This is a genomic window from Bradyrhizobium sp. S69 (assembly GCF_009766005.1).
GTDB lineage: Bacteria > Pseudomonadota > Alphaproteobacteria > Rhizobiales > Xanthobacteraceae > Bradyrhizobium.
Genome location: NZ_LMUK01000043.1, coordinates 15,061 through 29,086 on the forward strand (window position 1 = coordinate 15,061; position 14,026 = coordinate 29,086).

13 protein-coding genes are annotated in these 14,026 nt (G+C 63.5%); 8 read left to right on the top strand and 5 right to left on the bottom strand.

The window, feature by feature from the left end; translation table 11 throughout:
* Window positions 1-108: 108 nt before the first annotated feature.
* The gene (locus tag GSQ88_RS22535) at window positions 109-1,029 is read right to left on the bottom strand and encodes an alpha/beta hydrolase family protein (RefSeq protein ID WP_159009971.1); all 921 of its coding nucleotides are present in this window, start codon (window positions 1,027-1,029) and stop codon (window positions 109-111) included.
* 156 nt (window positions 1,030-1,185) lie between these two features.
* Between GSQ88_RS22535 and GSQ88_RS22540 the strand changes: the two genes are divergently transcribed.
* From GSQ88_RS22540 to GSQ88_RS22550, 3 genes are all read left to right on the top strand, one after another.
* Window positions 1,186-2,574, top strand: coding sequence for a class II 3-deoxy-7-phosphoheptulonate synthase (locus GSQ88_RS22540; RefSeq protein WP_159009972.1), 1,389 nt, complete (start codon window positions 1,186-1,188; stop codon window positions 2,572-2,574).
* A 1-nt stretch (window position 2,575) separates the two neighbouring features.
* The gene (locus GSQ88_RS22545) at window positions 2,576-2,929 is read left to right on the top strand and encodes a diacylglycerol kinase (protein ID WP_159009973.1); all 354 of its coding nucleotides are present in this window, start codon (window positions 2,576-2,578) and stop codon (window positions 2,927-2,929) included.
* A 175-nt stretch (window positions 2,930-3,104) separates the two neighbouring features.
* Entirely contained in the window at window positions 3,105-4,862 is a 1,758-nt protein-coding gene (locus GSQ88_RS22550; RefSeq protein ID WP_159009974.1) for an NAD+ synthase, read from the top strand.
* 16 nt (window positions 4,863-4,878) lie between these two features.
* Here the strand turns inward: GSQ88_RS22550 and GSQ88_RS22555 are convergent, their stop codons facing one another.
* A complete protein-coding gene (locus GSQ88_RS22555) occupies window positions 4,879-6,033 on the bottom strand; it encodes a DUF2865 domain-containing protein (RefSeq protein WP_159009975.1) in 1,155 nt (384 codons plus the stop codon).
* A gap of 145 nt (window positions 6,034-6,178) precedes the next feature.
* Window positions 6,179-6,484, bottom strand: coding sequence for a hypothetical protein (locus GSQ88_RS22560; protein WP_159009976.1), 306 nt, complete (start codon window positions 6,482-6,484; stop codon window positions 6,179-6,181).
* A 277-nt stretch (window positions 6,485-6,761) separates the two neighbouring features.
* Between GSQ88_RS22560 and cysS the strand changes: the two genes are divergently transcribed.
* From cysS to GSQ88_RS22580, 4 genes are all read left to right on the top strand, one after another.
* Window positions 6,762-8,156, top strand: coding sequence for a cysteine--tRNA ligase (gene cysS / locus GSQ88_RS22565; protein ID WP_159009977.1), 1,395 nt, complete (start codon window positions 6,762-6,764; stop codon window positions 8,154-8,156).
* Window positions 8,156-8,668: a GNAT family N-acetyltransferase gene (locus GSQ88_RS22570; protein ID WP_159009978.1), complete on the top strand. Its 513-nt coding sequence runs from the start codon at window positions 8,156-8,158 to the stop codon at window positions 8,666-8,668. The genes cysS and GSQ88_RS22570 overlap by 1 nt, the downstream gene beginning before the upstream one ends.
* Complete coding sequence (cimA, locus tag GSQ88_RS22575) at window positions 8,665-10,263, top strand: citramalate synthase (RefSeq protein ID WP_159009979.1); 1,599 nt, start codon at window positions 8,665-8,667, stop codon at window positions 10,261-10,263. Before GSQ88_RS22570 ends, cimA begins: the two co-directional genes overlap by 4 nt.
* A 124-nt stretch (window positions 10,264-10,387) precedes the next feature.
* The gene (locus tag GSQ88_RS22580; protein WP_159009980.1) at window positions 10,388-10,765 is read left to right on the top strand and encodes a VOC family protein; all 378 of its coding nucleotides are present in this window, start codon (window positions 10,388-10,390) and stop codon (window positions 10,763-10,765) included.
* A gap of 65 nt (window positions 10,766-10,830) precedes the next feature.
* Here the strand turns inward: GSQ88_RS22580 and GSQ88_RS22585 are convergent, their stop codons facing one another.
* Entirely contained in the window at window positions 10,831-11,436 is a 606-nt protein-coding gene (locus tag GSQ88_RS22585) for an LOG family protein (RefSeq protein ID WP_174248088.1), read from the bottom strand.
* Window positions 11,437-11,648: 212 nt separating this feature from the next.
* Here GSQ88_RS22585 and GSQ88_RS22590 point away from each other — a divergent pair, with 212 nt between their 5' ends.
* Entirely contained in the window at window positions 11,649-13,619 is a 1,971-nt protein-coding gene (locus tag GSQ88_RS22590; protein WP_159009982.1) for an ABCB family ABC transporter ATP-binding protein/permease, read from the top strand.
* Between the two features lie 76 nt (window positions 13,620-13,695).
* On the opposite strand, the gene GSQ88_RS35315 is transcribed toward GSQ88_RS22590, so the two are convergent.
* A partial coding sequence (locus GSQ88_RS35315; RefSeq protein WP_210253868.1) for a hypothetical protein occupies window positions 13,696-14,026 on the bottom strand: 331 nt, incomplete at its 5' end.

The window sequence follows — 14,026 nt, forward strand, 5'->3', positions numbered from 1 at the left end:
GGAGCGCCAGCTATCGTTATCCGCGGCGTCGCCACCCCACCCCGCCGCTTCGCGTCGACCCTCCCCCTCCAGGGGAGGGTGAAGAAGATGCCGTCTCTCCGCGCGTATCTACCCCGTCGCCTCCAACCACTCCGCCGCACCTCGCCACAGGGTGTCGCGATGTTCGGGGCGGAAGAAACCGAGATGGCCGATTCCGGTGGCGTCGGCGTCGGCGGGCGCGATGGTCAGGATCTCCGGCTTGGTCGCGGTGAATTGCGAGCAGAGCAATTCCACCGCGGGCTGCGTCGCCCAGGGATCGTCGGACAGGCACAGCGCGCGCAGCGCGCCCTGGTATTTCGCAAAGTTCTGCAACGCGGCGAGATTGGGCTCATCGAACAGATAGCGCGGGCTCATGACCCAGCGGGTCCATTGCTCGAACACCCCCTTCGGCAAATCCATCCCGGTGCCGCCCCAGCCCGGCGCATAGCCGAGCGCCCGGGTGAGGGGCGTGCCGACCAAATTCATCATGGCGTAAACGCGATAACGTTCCGGCGAGGCCATCAGCTTCCAGTAGGCGGCTTGCGCTGCGATCAACAGCGCGCGCGCGACCTCGCTGTTGTTGGCGAGCAGTCCCAGCGCCTGGCCGCCGAAGGAATGTCCGACATAGGCCAGCGGCAGATTCTTGTAACGCTCGCGCATCCAGGCCACCGCGGCGGTGACGTCGAGCGCCGCCCAGTCCGACATCGAGGCCTTGAAGCCGACCAGCGATTTCACCTGGTTGTAGCCGACCAGCGACTTCTGCCTGGAGTCGCCGATGCCGCGGTAATCATAGGTCAGGACCGCGCAGCCGCGCCGCGCCAGATAACCGGCGAACCCGCGATAGACCTTGCGCGGCACGGCGGTGGCCGAATTGATCAGCACGGCATGACGCTTGGCGCCGAGCGGCAAAAACAGCGTCGCGCCCAGCGAATATCCGTCCGATGCGGGCAGACTGATGTCGTCGATGAAAAAATCGTCCAGCACAGCCTCAGCCACCGCGATAACCCCCATGCTTTCGCGACGGTCCAGCAGATGCGAATTTGGCTTTTGCCGCAAGGGGTTGTATTGGCAGGTAGAAATCCGATAGCGGTCCGCCCCGGGCCTGTGTATAAACCGGCGCGCCGCACCCACCCCATAAGTAGCGGTTTTTGCTCAGGAGTTAACGTCATGTCCGAGCGGTGGACCCCAGACAGCTGGCGCGCCAAGCCGGTGTTGCAGGTACCCGATTATCCCAACGCCAAGGCCTTGGCCGACGTTGAGGCGCAGCTTGCCACCTTTCCCCCGCTGGTTTTTGCCGGAGAGGCGCGCAATCTGAAGAAGGCGCTGGGGCGGGTCGCGGCGGGCGAAGCCTTCCTGTTGCAGGGCGGCGACTGCGCCGAGAGCTTTGCCGAGCATGGCGCCAACAACATCCGCGACTTCTTCCGCGTGCTGTTGCAGATGGCGGTGGTGCTGACCTATGCCGGCGCGCTGCCGGTGGTGAAGGTCGGCCGGATCGCCGGACAATTCGCCAAGCCGCGTTCTTCGAATACCGAGACGATCGACGGCGTCGAGTTGCCGAGCTATCGCGGCGACATCGTCAACGACATCGCGTTCACGGCGGAAGCGCGCATCCCCGATCCGCAGCGCCAGTTGAACGCCTATCGCCAGTCGGCCGCGACGCTCAATCTGTTGCGGGCGTTTGCCACCGGCGGTTTTGCCAACCTCGGCAGCGTGCATCAATGGATGCTCGGCTTTCTCAAGGATTCGCCGCAGTCGCGCCGTTACCGCGAACTGGCGGACCGCATTTCCGACGCGCTGAATTTCATGCAGGCCTGCGGCCTCAATCTGGAGAGCCATCCCGAACTGCGCGCCACCGATATCTACACCAGCCATGAGGCGCTGCTGCTTGGCTACGAGCAGGCGTTCACGCGGGTCGATTCCACCACCGGCGACTGGTATGCGACCTCGGGCCACATGATCTGGATCGGCGACCGCACCCGTCAGCTCGATCACGGCCATGTCGAATATTTCCGCGGCATCAAGAATCCGATCGGCCTGAAATGCGGTCCTTCGCTGAAGCCCGATGAATTGCTCAAGCTGATCGACGTGCTCAATCCGGACAATGAGCCGGGACGGCTGACGCTGATCAGCCGCTTCGGCGCCGACAAGGTCGGCGATCATCTGCCGGGCCTGATCCGCGCGGTGCAGCGCGAAGGTCGCGTCGTGGTCTGGTCCTGCGATCCGATGCACGGCAACACCATCACCGCGAACTCCGGCTACAAGACCCGGCCGTTCGACCGCATCCTGTCGGAGGTGAAATCGTTCTTCACCATCCACGCGGCCGAGGGCACCCATGCCGGCGGCGTTCACCTGGAGATGACCGGGCAGGACGTCACCGAATGCATCGGCGGCGCCCGCGCCATCTCCCATGAGGATCTCAGCGACCGCTATCACACGGTCTGCGACCCCCGTCTCAACGCCGAGCAATCGATCGACATGGCTTTCCTGATCGCCGAATTGCTCAAACAGGATCGTGGCAGCAAGCTCAGGCCGATGCCGGCAGTGGCGGGACTCTGAGTTGCTGAGGTTCTGGCGCGCGACGCTCAACTCACGGAACGGCCTGGCCTTCGCCATCAGGTCGGAGCAGGCCATTCGTGAAGAACTGGTGGCGCTGGTGCTGGCGCTGCCGATGGCCTGGCTGGTCGGCGCCACCATCATGCGGCGGATCGAATTAGTCGGCGCCGTCGTGCTGGTGCTGGTCGTCGAGTTGCTCAACACCGCGATCGAGAAGCTCGCCGATCGCCTGACCACCGAGCACGACACGCAGATCGGGCGGGTCAAGGATATGGGCTCGGCCGCGGTGGGCGTGTCGCTGGTGATGGCCGGACTGTTCTGGATCGTCGCCATCGCCGAACGCATCGGCGTGATCTGACGAGGGCGCGGTCGCAATGCAGCGTTGCGATCGAGCGCGGCTGGAGGGGACGAATTTGCCGGCCGGGTACCTAGCGCCGATTCCGCGCGCGTGCTATATTTGATTTGCTCGTTATGAGCATAATAATGCTACCTCGCGATAAAACTACTTCCTCATCCTACGTTGAAGCGGCCCCATGACAGAACGCACCAACCAGTTCGCGATCACGCTCGCCCAGCTCAATCCGACGGTGGGCGATGTCACTGGCAACGCCGCCAAGGCGCGCGCCGCGCGCGTTCGCGCCGCGGCCGATGGCGCCGATCTCGTGGTGCTGTCGGAACTCTTCATTGCCGGCTATCCGCCGGAGGACCTGGTGCTGAAGCCGGCGTTTCAATCGGCCTGCCGCAGCGCCATCGAAGAGCTGGCGCGCGAAACCGCCGATGGTGGCCCGGCCGTATTGATTGGCACGCCCTGGGTCGAGGACGGCAAGCTCTACAATGCCTGCGCGTTGCTGGATGGCGGGCGCATTGCGGCGATCCGTTACAAATGCAATCTGCCGAATTACGGCGTGTTCGACGAAAAGCGGCTGTTCGCGCGCGGCCCCGCCGCGGGGCCGGTGACGATCCGCGGCATCCGGGTCGGCGTTCCCATTTGCGAGGACATCTGGCTCGAAGAGTCCGAGGAATATGAGAACGTCGTCGAATGCCTCGCGGAAACCGGCGCCGAGATCCTGGTGGTGCCCAACGGCTCGCCCTATGCGCGCGACAAGAACGATGTGCGGCTGTCGGTCGCGGTGGCGCGGGTCACCGAGAGCGGACTGCCGCTGATCTACCTCAATGAAGTCGGGGGCCAGGATGAGCTGGTGTTCGATGGCGCGTCGTTCGCCCTCAACGCCGATCTGTCGGTGGCAGCCCAGCTTCCGGCGTTCGAAGAGAACATCACCACCTTGCGCTGGACCAGAACCGATTCCGGCTGGCGCTGCGCCGGTCCGGTGGCGCCGCTGCTCGACGGCGACAAGGGTGATTATGCCGCCTGCGTGCTCGGCCTGCGCGACTATGTCGGCAAAACCGGATTTCCCGGCGTGTTGCTCGGCGTCTCCGGCGGCATCGACTCGGCATTGTGCGCGGCGATCGCGGTCGATGCACTGGGTGCCGATCGCGTTCGTGGCGTGATGCTGCCGTTTCGCTTCACCGCGCAGGTCTCGCTCGACGACGCCGCCAAACTCGCCGTTGCGCTCGGCATCCGCTACGAGGTGCTGCCGATCGCCGACGCCGTGAATGGGTTCGAAAAGATTCTGTCCGGCACCTTCGCAGGGCTGCCGCGCGACATCACCGAAGAGAATCTGCAGGCCCGCGCGCGCGGCACGCTGTTGATGGCGATCTCCAACAAGACCGGCGCGATGGTGGTCACCACCGGCAACAAGTCGGAAATGTCGGTGGGCTATGCCACGCTCTACGGCGACATGAACGGCGGCTTCAACCCGATCAAGGATATCTACAAGACCGAGGTGTTCCGGCTCTCGGCGTTGCGCAATTCATGGAAGCCGGATGGCGCGCTGGGCCCGTCTGGCGAAGTCATTCCGGTCAACATCATCACCCGGCCGCCGACCGCGGAGCTGCGTGAAAACCAGACCGATCAGGACTCGCTGCCGCCTTACGAGATGCTCGATGCGATCCTGGAACGGCTGGTCGAGCGCGAACAGCCGCTGGCCTCGATCGTGGCGGAAGGATTCGACCGCGAAGTGGTGGCGCGGATCGACCGCTTGCTCAATATCGCCGAGTACAAGCGGCGGCAGGCGGCGCCGGGCGTTAAGGTGACGCAAAAGAATTTCGGGCGCGACCGCCGCTATCCCATCACCAACCGGTTTCGCGACACCGGCAAGCCGTTGCCCGAGCCCGACGACGCGCTGGTGTCACGCGCGAGCCGCGGATCGGCCGAGGCGTTTGAAGGATAGACCGATCGAAGTTGGCCTACCGCGCGGGGACAAAGGTCGGGCCGACCGATCGGATCGAGCCCGGTGCTGCGGCCGGCGCCGGCGGGTTTGCGTTCGCGGAATCGTCCGGCGCCGGCGTTGGCGCGGTCGCGGTGGTGGCGGCAGGCGCGCCCTTCTTGGCTGAGGTGGGCGTCGGCTTGACCGGGGCGCGCGACATCTTCTTCGCGCTCTCCTCGGTGACGATGATGTCGCCCTGCTGTTCGGCGGCGTTCTTGTCGTCGGCGTCCTTTAACGCGTCGGACCAGCTCTGGCCCGGCGCCTTGCAGGAACAGGATGGGTTGAATTCCTGGCGGTAGCGAAACGCATTCGGCAATGCCGTGTAAGGCTGGCCGTTGGTCGACACCGCCGAACTGATGTCTTCGCCGGGGTTGCGATAGGTGAACAGCGTGGCCTCGGACGCCGGGCACAGCGCCTTGCAGCTCTTCTCGTCGTCGGGGAAACGCCCCGGCACGGTCGCAAACGAGATCGGAAAATAGGAGCCGTCGCAGCTGCGGACGCAAACCGTGCGGTAGGTTCCGGATTGCGGTCCGACATCTCCGCCCGGCATGGCGGGTTGTCCGGCGGGATTATTGCCGCCGAACAAATTGTTGAGGAAATTGCCCGAGCCTTGCAGCGCGGCGGCGTATTGCGGGCCGCAACTATTCTGCGCCAACGCCATCAGCACCGAGCGGCGCTGATTGTCGCGATCCGCGCTGCCGGCGCCGCGCAATTGTGCGAGGTTGGAGTTGATCTGGTCCAGATTGGCCCGCATCTGCTGGATCTGGTTGTTGATCGGGCCGCATTGCGCCGATTGGCCGGAGAACAGCGAGAAGAAGCCGGAACTGTCGCAGCCCATCCGCTTGGCCTGCGACGTCACCCGATCGAGTTCGCCCTGCTGCTTGTTCGCGGCATCCTGATAGCGGCGGATCTGGTCGTCCTTGGCCGGGTCGCCGCTGCTGCCGCCGCGATCGATGCTGGCCAATTGTCCTTCCAGCCGCGGGCAGATCGGATTGACCGACGGCGCGCCTTGCATGGGCGGCGGCGCATTCGGATTCATCTGAGCCCAGGCGTCAGCGCCGGGCATTGCTGCGCCAAGCAGGACGACGCAAGCGACAATCCATCTGGAAAAGGGGCTCATCAGCGTTTCAGGCATATCCGGCCATTAGGAGATTTCGGGCAGGCTGGAAACCAGAGCGCAGCCAACGCGGCTCCACATAGCGGCTTCTGGCGGCAGCGTCACGTCGTTTCCGGGGCCCCGGTGTGGCAGGCGCCGGCCATAAGTCGCGGGGTAGGTGGACTCAGCGCTGGCAGGTAATGGCGACGTATTCGTCGCAACCGCCACGGCTGCAATTACCGCCGGATTTGGGAACCGAGCCGGTGATTTCCTCCGGGTCGACGCGCCGGTAGGACGTCGCCTGCGCGAAGTCCCGCGACTGGCAATAGGACAAGGCGGCGTGCGCGCCACATCTCTCGCCTTTGGCGAGGCACTGATCGACCCCGTAGCCATCGGCCTGGTTTTCAACGATAAAAATGCGGCTATCCGCCGATGCCGCCGATGCGGCAAGCAGGAACGCACAGGCCAATAGCGCTGAGATGGATCGCATGCTGCACCGGTGAGCGAGAAGATTACCTTCATTCGATACGCCAAAAACGTTAAGAATGATTAACCATGGCGGCAGCGGGTACCGGCGGATCGTGGCCGAAATCAGCCCTTATCGCCCCTTGACGCGATCCCCTTGGCTGCCGCATGGTGCGGCGATGCACGGTTTCCTCGCCATTTGCGGCATTTGCCGCGAGATTACGAGCTAGCGATTCGCTGGCTGAGGCCGTCTTTTCTCACACGAGATCACTGGACGCCCGGCCGCAAGGGACGGGATATCCATGGAACTACGCCTTCACGATACGTTGACCAAGGAAAAGCGCGCCTTCGTGCCGCTCGATCCGAACAACGTGCGCATGTATGTCTGCGGGCCGACGGTCTACGACTTCGCCCATATCGGCAACGCGCGCCCGGTGATCGTGTTCGACGTGCTGTTCCGGCTGCTACGGCATCTCCACGGCGAAAGTCACGTCACTTATGTCCGCAACATCACCGACGTCGATGACAAGATCAATGACCGTGCCGCGCGCGATTTCCCCGGCCTGCCGCTGAACGAGGCGATCCGCAAGGTCACGGAAAAGACCGCGGCGCAGTTCCATACCGATGTCGCGGCGCTCGGCTGCCTGCCGCCGACATTCGAGCCGCGCGCCACCGATTTCGTGCTGCCGCGCCCCGACGGCAAGGCCGACATGGTGACGTTGATCAAGCAATTGATCGCGCGCGGCCACGCTTATGAGGCCGGCGGCGAAGTGCTGTTCGACACCCAATCGATGGCGGATTACGGCGCGCTGTCGGGCCGCAAGCTCGACGAGCAACTGGCCGGCGCGCGCGTCGCCGTCGATGCTCACAAGAAAAACCCCGCCGATTTCGTGCTGTGGAAGCAGTCATCGGATGATGAGCCGGGCTGGCAAAGTCCGTGGGGCAGGGGACGTCCAGGCTGGCATATCGAGTGCTCGGCGATGAGTGCGGCCTATCTCGGCGAGGTCTTCGACATTCATGGCGGCGGGCTCGACCTGATCTTTCCGCACCATGAAAACGAAATCGCGCAATCGCGCTGCGCGCACGGCACGCCGACGATGGCGAACTACTGGATGCACAACGGCTTCCTGCAGGTCGAGGGCGAGAAGATGTCGAAGAGCCTCGGCAATTTTTTCACCATCAACGAGGTGCTGGCGGATTGGCCGGGCGAAGTGTTGCGCCTCAACATGCTCAAGACGCATTACCGCTCGCCGATCGACTGGACCTTGAAGGGACTGGAAGAGAGCGCGAAGACGCTGGATGACTGGTATTGGGTCGCCGCCGATACCAAAGGCACGCGGGTCGCCGACACCGTTGTCGAGGCGCTCTCGGATGATTTGAACACGCCGCAGATGGTCGCGGCGTTGCATGGTTTGCGGAATAGTGCGGCTTCGGGAAACGAGCGCGACCGTGATGCCTTCGCGGCGTCGTTGCGGCTGCTCGGTTTCCTGTCCGAGAGTTCGGCGGCGTGGAACGATCGCAAGCAAAAGGCCAGCGGCATCGATGCCAAGCAAATCGACGGCCTGATCGCGGACCGCACGGCGGCGCGCGCGCGAAAAGATTTTGGGGAAAGCGACCGCATCCGCGACCTGCTCGCGGCGATGGGGATCGTGATCAAGGACTCCAAGGACGGCACCACCTGGGAGGTCGCGCGCTGATGGGACAGGCATTGCCCAAACCCGCTTTGCGGCCGTTTCTCGCGGCGGATACCCCGGTGCTGGCGGCGATCTTTGTCGCTGCCATCGAGGAGTTGGCGGGCGAAGATTACAGTGAGGCGCAGCAGGAAGCCTGGGCGAGCGTTGCCGATGACGAAGAGCAGTTCGGCAAGCGGCTGGCTTCCGAACTCACGCTGATCGCCACGCTGCAGAATTCGCCGGTTGGCTTTGCTTCGCTGAAGGGCGCAGATCATATCGACATGCTCTATGTCCATCCGAGCGCTGCCGGGCAGGGCATAGCCTCGATGCTGTGCGACGCGTTGGAAAAACTCGCCGGCGCCCGCGGCGCCAAGAGTCTCACGGTCGATGCCAGCGACAACGCACAGGCCCTGTTTGCCAAGCGCGGCTATGTTGCCAAGCAGCGCAACACGGTGACCTTGAATGGCGAATGGCTTGCCAACACCACGATGCAGAAGAATTTAGCCGAGAGCGCCGCGCCGGGAGCACCGACATGAGCCGCGAGCGCCTCTATCTGTTCGACACCACGCTGCGCGACGGCGCGCAGACCAACGGCGTCGATTTCACGCTGCATGACAAGCAATTGATCGCCCACATGCTCGACGAACTCGGCATCGACTATGTCGAGGGCGGCTATCCCGGCGCCAATCCCACCGACACCGAATTCTTTGCCACCAGGCCAAAGCTTGACCATGCACGCTTCACCGCGTTCGGCATGACCAGGCGCGCCGGCCGCTCGGCCTCCAACGATCCGGGCCTCGCGGGGCTGCTGGAAGCCAAGGCCGACGCGATTTGTTTTGTGGCAAAAGCCTCGGCCTATCAGGTGCGGGTGGCGCTGGAGACCACCAATGAAGAGAACCTCGCCTCGATCCGCGACAGCGTGAGGGCGGCCAAGGAAGCGGGCCGCGAAGTGATGCTCGACTGCGAGCATTTCTTCGACGGCTACAAGGAAAATCCCGAATTCGCGCTGGCCTGCGCCAAGGCGGCCTATGAAACGGGCGCGCGCTGGGTGGTGCTGTGCGACACCAATGGCGGCACCATGCCGCACGAGGTCGAGACCATCGTCGGCGAGGTGATCAAACAGATCCCGGGCGATCACGTCGGCATCCACGCCCATAACGATACCGAGCAGGCGGTCGCCAATTCACTGGCCGCGGTGCGCGCCGGCGTACGCCAGATCCAGGGCACGCTGAATGGCCTCGGCGAGCGCTGCGGCAATGCCAATCTGTGCTCGCTGATCCCGACGCTGCGGCTCAAGCATGAGTTTTCGGAGGCGTTCGAGATCGGCGTGTCCGAAGACAGACTGGCGACCTTGATGAAGGTGTCGCGTACGCTCGACGATATGCTCAATCGCGCGCCCAATCGCCACGCGCCCTATGTCGGCGAAAGCGCGTTCGTCACCAAGACCGGCATTCATGCCTCCGCGGTGATGAAGGATCCGCACACCTATGAACATGTATTGCCGGAACTGGTCGGCAATCGCCGCAAGGTGCTGGTCTCCGATCAGGCCGGCCGCTCTAATGTCATCGCCGAACTCGACCGTGCCGGCATCGCCTACGACAAGGCTGACCCCAAGCTGGCCCGGCTGGTCGAGGAATTGAAGGAGCGCGAAGCCGCCGGCTATGCCTATGAATCCGCCGATGCGTCGTTCGACCTGTTGGCGCGGCGCACGCTGGGCCGGGTGCCGGAATATTTTCAGGTCGAGCAATTCGACGTCAATGTCGAGCAGCGCTACAACGCCAACGGCCGGCGCGTCACGGTGGCAATGGCGGTGGTGAAGGTCGATGTCGCCGGCGAGAAATTGATCTCGGCGGCCGAGGGTAACGGCCCCGTCAACGCGCTCGACGTCGCGCTGCGCAAGGATCTCGGCAAATACCAGAAATATATCGAGGGCCTCAAGCTGGTCGATTACCGCGTGCGTATCCTCAATGGCGGCACCGAGGCGGTGACGCGGGTGCTGATCGAGAGCGAGGATGAAGCAGGCGAGCGCTGGACCACGATCGGGGTGTCGCCCAATATCATCGATGCTTCGTTCCAGGCGCTGATGGATTCGGTGATCTACAAGCTGGTGAAATCCGGCGCGCCGGCGTGAGGATATAGGCTGGGAAACACCGTCATTGCGAGGAGCGCAGCGACGAAGCAATCCAGTCCTTGCTTTTTTGCCCTGGATTGCTTCGCTTCGCTCGCAATGACGATGAACTTAACGGAGGCTTGCGATGATCGACCACGTCTCCGTCGGCGTTCGTGACCTCGAGCGCGCCGCGCGTTTTTACCAAGCAACGCTGGCGGCGCTGGGGCTGTCGCGCGTCGTCACGCGGCCGGCGACGATCGGGTTCGGCAAGAGTTACCCCGAGTTCTGGATCAATCTGCGCGCCGGTATGGCGTCAGTTCCATCGGAGAGCGGAACACATATTTGCCTGCGGGCGAAATCGATCGCCGAGGTCGATGCGTTTCACGCCGCAGCGCTGGGCGCGGGGGGCCGATCCGACGGCGTGCCAGGACTGCGGCCACATGACCGCGTGCGTTATTACGCAGCCTTCGTCATCGACCCCGACGGCAACCGTATCGAAGCGGTGACGTTTCCGGCGGAGTAGCCAGAGCGTTTTCGAGCGAAGTGGCTACCGGTTCGCGTGAAGAAAACGCGTCAAAACAAGAGACCCTACAGCCGCCGTGCGACTTCGGGCGCCAGTTCCTCGGTACCGTCAGGCGCCAGCGCCGCCGCGGCGCGCAGCCGTGGCAGGATATCGGCGACCCGCTCGGCTTTCAGGATGTCGACGGTCAGGGTCGGGCGGATGAACGCGGTGGCGCGCATATGCGCCAGCAGCGCCAGCAGCGGTTCCCAGAAGCCATCGATATTGGCGAGCAGCACCGGCTTGCTGTGACGTCCGAGTTGCTGCCAGGTCAGTTGCTCGACCAGTTCCTCCAGCGTGCCGATGCCGCCGGGCAGCGCCACGAACGCGTCGGAGCGCTCGAACATCAGCCGCTTGCGCTCATGCATGTCCGGCGTGACGATCATCTCCTGGACATGCGCCAGCGCATTTTCCTTGGCCCTGAGGAAATCCGGAATAATTCCGGTGACGGAGCCGCCGTGATCCAAAGTGGATTTGGCGACCGCGCCCATCAGGCCGACCGAGCCGCCGCCATAGACTAGGCGGATATTGTTTTCGGCGAGCGCCTTGCCGAGTTCAACGGCCGTCTCAATAAAAAGCGGATTAGTGCCCGGACCGGAGCCGCAATAGACACATACGGTTTTGATCTTGCTCATGTTCGCCATGTGGCACTGCAGCGTAAAGCGCGTCAAGACCGGGGGCGGATGGCAGGGTTGAATCTAGCCGCAAATGCTTAAAATCGAGAAGAACGACCTCCGCGCGGCTGGCCGGCGGACCAAAACGCTCTATATGACTACGGAATGTCCACGAAGCAAAAAATACCGGCGGCTCCGCGCCGGCGCGCTGAATTTGCCCCGGGTTGCCGCTGATGGCTGATGCCGATCAGTCCAGCGCCGATTCGTCCGCGGGCGCCGGCGCAGCGCCAGCCTCCGACAGGTCCGTCGAACGCGCCACCCTGATCGGCACGCTGGCGCATCTGTGGCCCTACATCTGGCCCGGCGATCGCGCCGATCTCAAAATGCGCGTGGTCTGGTCGGTGGTGCTGTTGCTGATCGCCAAGGTCGCGACGATGACGGTGCCGTTTACGTTCAAATGGGCCATCGATGCGTTGACCGGGACGGGTAGCGCGCCCGTGCAATCGTCCAACTGGCAGCTATGGCTGATCGCCTCGCCCTTGATCATGACCGGCAGCTACGGCGCGCTGCGCGTGCTGATGGCGATCCTCACGCAATGGCGCGACGGCATTTTTGCCAGAGTAGCGATGCATGCGGTGCGCAAGCTCGCCTTCATCACCTTCGTCCACATGCACGAGCTGTCGCTGCGCTTTCACCTGGAGCGCAAGACCGGTGGATTGACCCGGGTGCTCGAGCGCGGCCGCACCGGCATCGAGACCATCGTCCGGATGGTGATCCTGCAACTGCTGCCGACCATCGTCGAAGTGTCGCTGCTGATGGTGGTGCTGCTGTGGAAATTCGACTGGCGCTATCTCGTCGCCACGCTGCTCACGGTCGTGGTCTTCATGTACTATACCTACATCGCGACCGAGTGGCGGATCGAGATCCGCCGCAAGATGAACGAATCCGACACCGACGCCAATACCAAGGCGATCGACTCGCTTCTGAACTACGAGACGGTGAAATATTTCGGCGCCGAGGCGCGCGAAGCCGCGCGCTATGATCGCTCGATGGAGGGCTATGAGCGCGCCAGCGTGAAAACCTACACCTCGCTGGCGGTGCTCAATACCGGGCAGGCGGTCATTTTCACCGCCGGGCTGACCGGGACCATGCTGATGTGCGCGCTCGGCGTCCGCTCGGGCCATAACACCGTGGGCGATTTCGTCATGGTCAACGCCATGATGATCCAGCTCTACCAGCCGCTGAATTTCATGGGCATGCTCTATCGCGAGATCAAGCAGGCGATCATCGACATCGAGAAGATGTTCGTAGTGCTGTCGCAGAAGCCCGAGGTCAGGGATGTTGCGGGGGCCAAACCCCTGATCGTGACCTCGGGCCATGTGCGCTTCGACAATGTGCGCTTTTCCTACGATCCCGAGCGTCCGATCCTGAAAGGCCTCAGCTTCGAGGTGCCGGCCGGCAAGACGGTCGCGATCGTCGGTCCCTCCGGCGCCGGTAAATCGACCATCTCGCGGCTGTTGTTTCGTCTGTACGATGTCTCGGGCGGCCAGATCCTGATCGACGGCCAGGACATCCGGAACGTGACCCAGGAGTCGCTGCGCGCCGCGATCGGCATGGTGCCGCAGGACACGGTGCTGTTCAACGACACCATCCGCTATAACATCCGTTATGGGCGGTGGGGCGCCAGCGATGCCGAGGTCGAGGAGGCCGCCCAATTGGCGCAGATCGACCGTTTCATCAAGCTGTCGCCGATGGGCTATGAGACCCAGGTCGGCGAGCGCGGCCTGAAACTGTCCGGCGGCGAGAAGCAGCGGGTGGCGATCGCGCGCACCGTGCTCAAGGCGCCGCCGATCCTGCTGCTCGACGAAGCGACCTCGGCGCTCGACAGCCACACCGAGCACGAAATCCAGGGCGCGCTGGAGCGGGTGTCGCGCAACCGCACCTCGCTGGTGATCGCGCACCGGCTGTCGACCATCGTCGGCGCCGACGAAATCATTGTGCTGGACCAGGGCCGGATCGCCGAGCGCGGGACGCATTCGAAGCTTTTGTCGACCGGCGGGCTGTATGCCAGCATGTGGAACCGGCAGCGCGAAGCCGAGGAAGCGCGCGAGAAGCTGGCGCGGATCGATGACGAGAACGAAGCGCCGAACCGCGTGCCGCCCGCGGTCGACGAAACGCTGCCGACCCCGGCCGCGGCTGAGTGATTGATTCAATTTTCAAACAGCGGTGATTGCGTTCTTATCTTGCCCCGCGTGCGGGGAGAGTTGAATTCCAATACCGTCATTGCGAGGAGCGCAGCGACGAAGCAATCCAGTCTTCCTTGGCGGCTCTGGATTGCTTCGCTTCGCTCGCAATGACGCTAATAACAATGCGCCATTCTCCACCCACCACCGTCATACTCCGCGAAGGCGGAGTATCCAGTACGCCGCGAGTTCTCGGTTCAATCACGGGCTCCTCGAAATACTGGATCATCCGCCTTCGCGGATGAAGACGACTGAACATAGCTTCGCAACCCCGCGACAGCATTCGCCCGAGTTTTGTAAATTCGTTTGCCCTCAAAAAAGAGAGGGCGCAGGGAAGACCGGGTGCGCGCTGCACCCGCGGTCTCATG